This is a genomic window from Microcystis sp. M53598_WE2 (assembly GCF_030067735.1).
Taxonomy (GTDB): domain Bacteria; phylum Cyanobacteriota; class Cyanobacteriia; order Cyanobacteriales; family Microcystaceae; genus Microcystis; species Microcystis aeruginosa.
Genome location: NZ_JASJFE010000202.1, coordinates 1 through 3,533 on the forward strand (window position 1 = coordinate 1; position 3,533 = coordinate 3,533).

Annotated in this window: 5 protein-coding genes; all 5 read left to right on the top strand. The window is 43.7% G+C overall.

Annotated elements, in window-relative coordinates:
- The first annotated feature begins 87 nt into the window (after window positions 1-87).
- The 5 genes from grxC to PX636_RS04365 all read left to right on the top strand — a co-directional run bounded on the left by grxC (window position 88) and on the right by PX636_RS04365 (window position 3,460).
- Entirely contained in the window at window positions 88-348 is a 261-nt protein-coding gene (gene grxC, locus PX636_RS04345; RefSeq protein WP_002803525.1) for a glutaredoxin 3, read from the top strand.
- A gap of 15 nt (window positions 349-363) precedes the next feature.
- A complete protein-coding gene (gene gshB, locus PX636_RS04350) occupies window positions 364-1,344 on the top strand; it encodes a glutathione synthase (RefSeq protein ID WP_288116325.1) in 981 nt (326 codons plus the stop codon).
- A 171-nt stretch (window positions 1,345-1,515) separates the two neighbouring features.
- A complete protein-coding gene (locus tag PX636_RS04355) occupies window positions 1,516-1,827 on the top strand; it encodes a DUF2499 domain-containing protein (RefSeq protein ID WP_002734463.1) in 312 nt (103 codons plus the stop codon).
- A complete protein-coding gene (locus PX636_RS04360; RefSeq protein WP_044034645.1) occupies window positions 1,820-2,125 on the top strand; it encodes a DUF3593 domain-containing protein in 306 nt (101 codons plus the stop codon). Before PX636_RS04355 ends, PX636_RS04360 begins: the two co-directional genes overlap by 8 nt.
- Window positions 2,126-2,440: 315 nt before the next feature.
- On the top strand, window positions 2,441-3,460 hold the full coding sequence (locus PX636_RS04365) for a glycosyltransferase (protein ID WP_004163274.1): 1,020 nt from the start codon (window positions 2,441-2,443) through the stop codon (window positions 3,458-3,460).
- The last annotated feature ends 73 nt before the right edge of the window (window positions 3,461-3,533 follow it).

The window sequence follows — 3,533 nt, forward strand, 5'->3', positions numbered from 1 at the left end:
CCTAATTGGCGTTTTCTGACCTGAAGGAAGATCACTGCTCGGTTATCGGCTAAAATTTAAGATATGTAAAGAAGGGAGATAAATTTTATGGCCGCTAATGTTGAGATCTATACTTGGAGTTCCTGTCCTTTCTGTATCCGCGCTAAGGCATTACTCAAGAAAAAAGGGGTGGAGTTTACCGAATATTGTATCGATGGTGATGAAAGAGCGCGGGCCAAAATGTCCGATCGAGCTAATGGTCGTACAAGTGTACCACAAATTTTTATAAACGATCAACACATCGGGGGCTGCGATGACATCTATGCTTTAGATAGAAGTGGTGGTTTAGCTCCCCTGTTGCAGAATTAAGGATAAAAACTATTAATGAAACTAGCCTTTATTATCGATCCGATCGAGTATTTAGATCCGGGCCATGATACCAGTGTAGCTATCATGGAAGCGTCGCAATTATTAGGACATGAAGTCTGGATGACTTCCATCACTGATCTCAGTGCGATTGCGGGAAAAGCTTGGGCAAAACTAACTAAAATTGAACTGGTTCCCGTGGAGTTAAAAGATAATCATTGGGAGGCTGTATCTCAATGGTATCAGAGACAAGAGACAGTTTTTACCTGCCTAGAAAACTTCGATTTTGTCTGGATGCGAAAAGACCCACCCGTGACAATTGCCTATCTTTATGCCACCTATTTATTAGACCTGATCGACCCCCAAAAAACCCAAGTAATTAACTCAACTAGGGGTTTACGCCATGCCAACGAAAAGTTATATACTATTCACTTTGCTCAGGTAATGCCCGCCACAATTGTTTCCCAAGATAAAGCGACGATTAGGGAATTTGTCAACCAAAAAGGGGCGGCAGTTATGAAACCTTTGGGGGGCAAAGCAGGGGAGGGAATTTTATTTCTTAGTCCCGAAGATCGCAATCTCAATTCAATGATTGAAATTAGCACAAAATGGGGACAAGAACCGGTAATGATTCAAGATTATTTACCAGCTGCCAAAGAAGGAGATAAACGCATTATTGTCCTCAATGGTGAACCCATCGGGGCAGTTAATCGCATTCCCACCGGTTCGGAATTTCGCGGTAATATGGCGGTGGGTGGACGGGTGGCAAAAACAGAAATCACCGATCGAGAATTAGAAATCTGTGCCACTTTAGCCCCAAAATTACGAGAAGATGGCCTATATTTTGTCGGATTAGATGTGATTGGTGGCTATCTGACGGAAGTTAATGTCACCAGTCCCACTGGCATTCGCGAGATCGATCGATTAAACAATGTTAGTTTAGCTCAACAGGTAATTCAATGGCTAGAAAATTTTGCTTGTGCCAAGGCTCGGCCTTGACACACAATATTTAAGGCTCTTTATTAAAATATCCTTCAGGTAGAACCTGAATAAAGGGTTCCCAAGTAGAACCTGGGAACGAGATAAGAACTCAAATCTGATAACTGATAACTGATAACTGATAACTTACCCACTGATAACTGATAACTGATAACTGATAACTGTAAAAAAATGAATGCTTTATCAATACCGACGTGGATAGTTCATGTATCGAGTGTCGTAGAATGGATAGCGGCAATCTGGTTAGTCTGGACCTATGGCGACATCAGTAGCGATCGATCGTGGCGAATGTTATCTTGGGGAATGTTACCCGCTTTAATTGGGGCAATGTGTGCCTGTACATGGCATTTTTTTGATAATATCAGTGCCTTATCCTGGTTAGTCACCCTACAGGCAGCCATGACTGTCTTAGGAAATTTTACCCTCTGTGCTGCCGGTTGGTGGCTGTGGCGTTCCAGTAAAATTAGCGTTAACAATGAATAAAGAGAGTTTATTTGCCATTTCCCTGTTTCCCTATCTGGGGTTTCTTTGGTTTGTCACTCGTTCGGGAAAAATGCCTCTTTTAGCCCTAATTGGCTTTTATGTGCTGTTAATCTTCGTTTTTATCACCATTCCTGCCGGTATCTACGCCAAAATCCACTATGGTCAAGAATTAGCCAACGTCGATTGGTTACACGGCAGTGCCGAACTTTTCCTCACCCTCTCCAATATTCTCGTCGTCTTAGGTTTTCGTCAGGCAATTTTAGCCAAAAAGGAAACAGAGAAAGGGGAACAGGGATAAGGGGTGTGGGGTGTGGGGTGTGGGGTGTGGGAATTGGGGTGTAGGGTGTAGGGTGTAGGGTGTAGGGTGTGGGGAAGTGGGAATTGGGGTGTAGGGTGTAGGGTGTAGGGTGTAGGGTGTAGGGTGTAGGGTGTGGGAAGTGGGGAAGTGGGGAAGTGGGGAAGTGGGGGGTATTTTCAGGGAACAGTGGACAGTGAACAGTAAACAGTAATCAGTGAACTGACAACTCACATCTGATAACTGATAACTGATAACTGATAACTGATAACTGAATTGTGATACAATCGCCCCAAAACGTCCCTGCGTCAGTCAAATATGTCCCCGATTACACCGTCCATCAGTGTCAACGAACCAAACCCGCAGGCTGCTATCCAGACTTTATCGGTAGTGGTTCCCATTTATAACGAAGTGGACAGTATCCCCCATCTCGTCGAGAGTATCGCCACGATTTTGCGTTCTTATCAAATTAACTACGAGATAATCTGTGTTGACGACGGTTCTAAGGATGGTTCCACCGAGGTTTTAACTAATTTAGCCAAAAATCGCGATGATCTCAAGGCGGTAATATTGCGACGCAACTACGGACAAACCCCCGCCATGGCTGCCGGATTTAATTATGCCACGGGACAGATAATCGTTACCCTCGACGGCGATTTACAGAACGATCCCAATGATATACCCCTATTATTGGCCAAATTAGAGGAAGGTTATGACCTCGTGAGTGGCTGGCGCAAAAATCGCCAAGATGACCGGGTAAAACGGCTTTTACCCTCAAAAATAGCTAATTGGCTGATAGCAAAGGTAACAGGGGTCAAATTACACGACTACGGTTGTTCTTTGAAAGCCTATCGAGCCGAATTAGTCGCCGATATGAATCTCTACGGGGAATTACATCGTTTTTTACCCGCATTGGCTTTTATTGAAGGGGCAAAAATAACCGAAATTCCCGTTAATCACCACGCTAGACGGTTCGGACAGAGTAAATATGGTTTAGGTCGCACAATTCGCGTGATTATGGACTTATTTACTGTCTTTTTTATGAAAAAGTTCCTCACCCGTCCGATGCACATTTTTGGACTCTACGGACTGTTATCGATGGTAGTGGGGATTATTTTAGGCACTTATCTGACTATTCTCAAACTCGGTTTCGGACAAGAAATCGGCGATCGACCTTTGTTAATCCTGGCCGTGTTATTCTTTTTAACTGGGGTACAATTACTCTGTTTTGGTCTTTTGGCAGAAATTTTGATGCGAACTTACCATGAATCCCAAAAACGTCCCATCTACCGCGTTCGTACTGTTGTCGGGAATAGGGGATTTTTCAGTGAGCAGTAAACAGTGAGCAGTAATCAGTGAAAAGACAGTAGGAAGCTGCTATTTAATACTGCCCACTTAATACATACTGCAC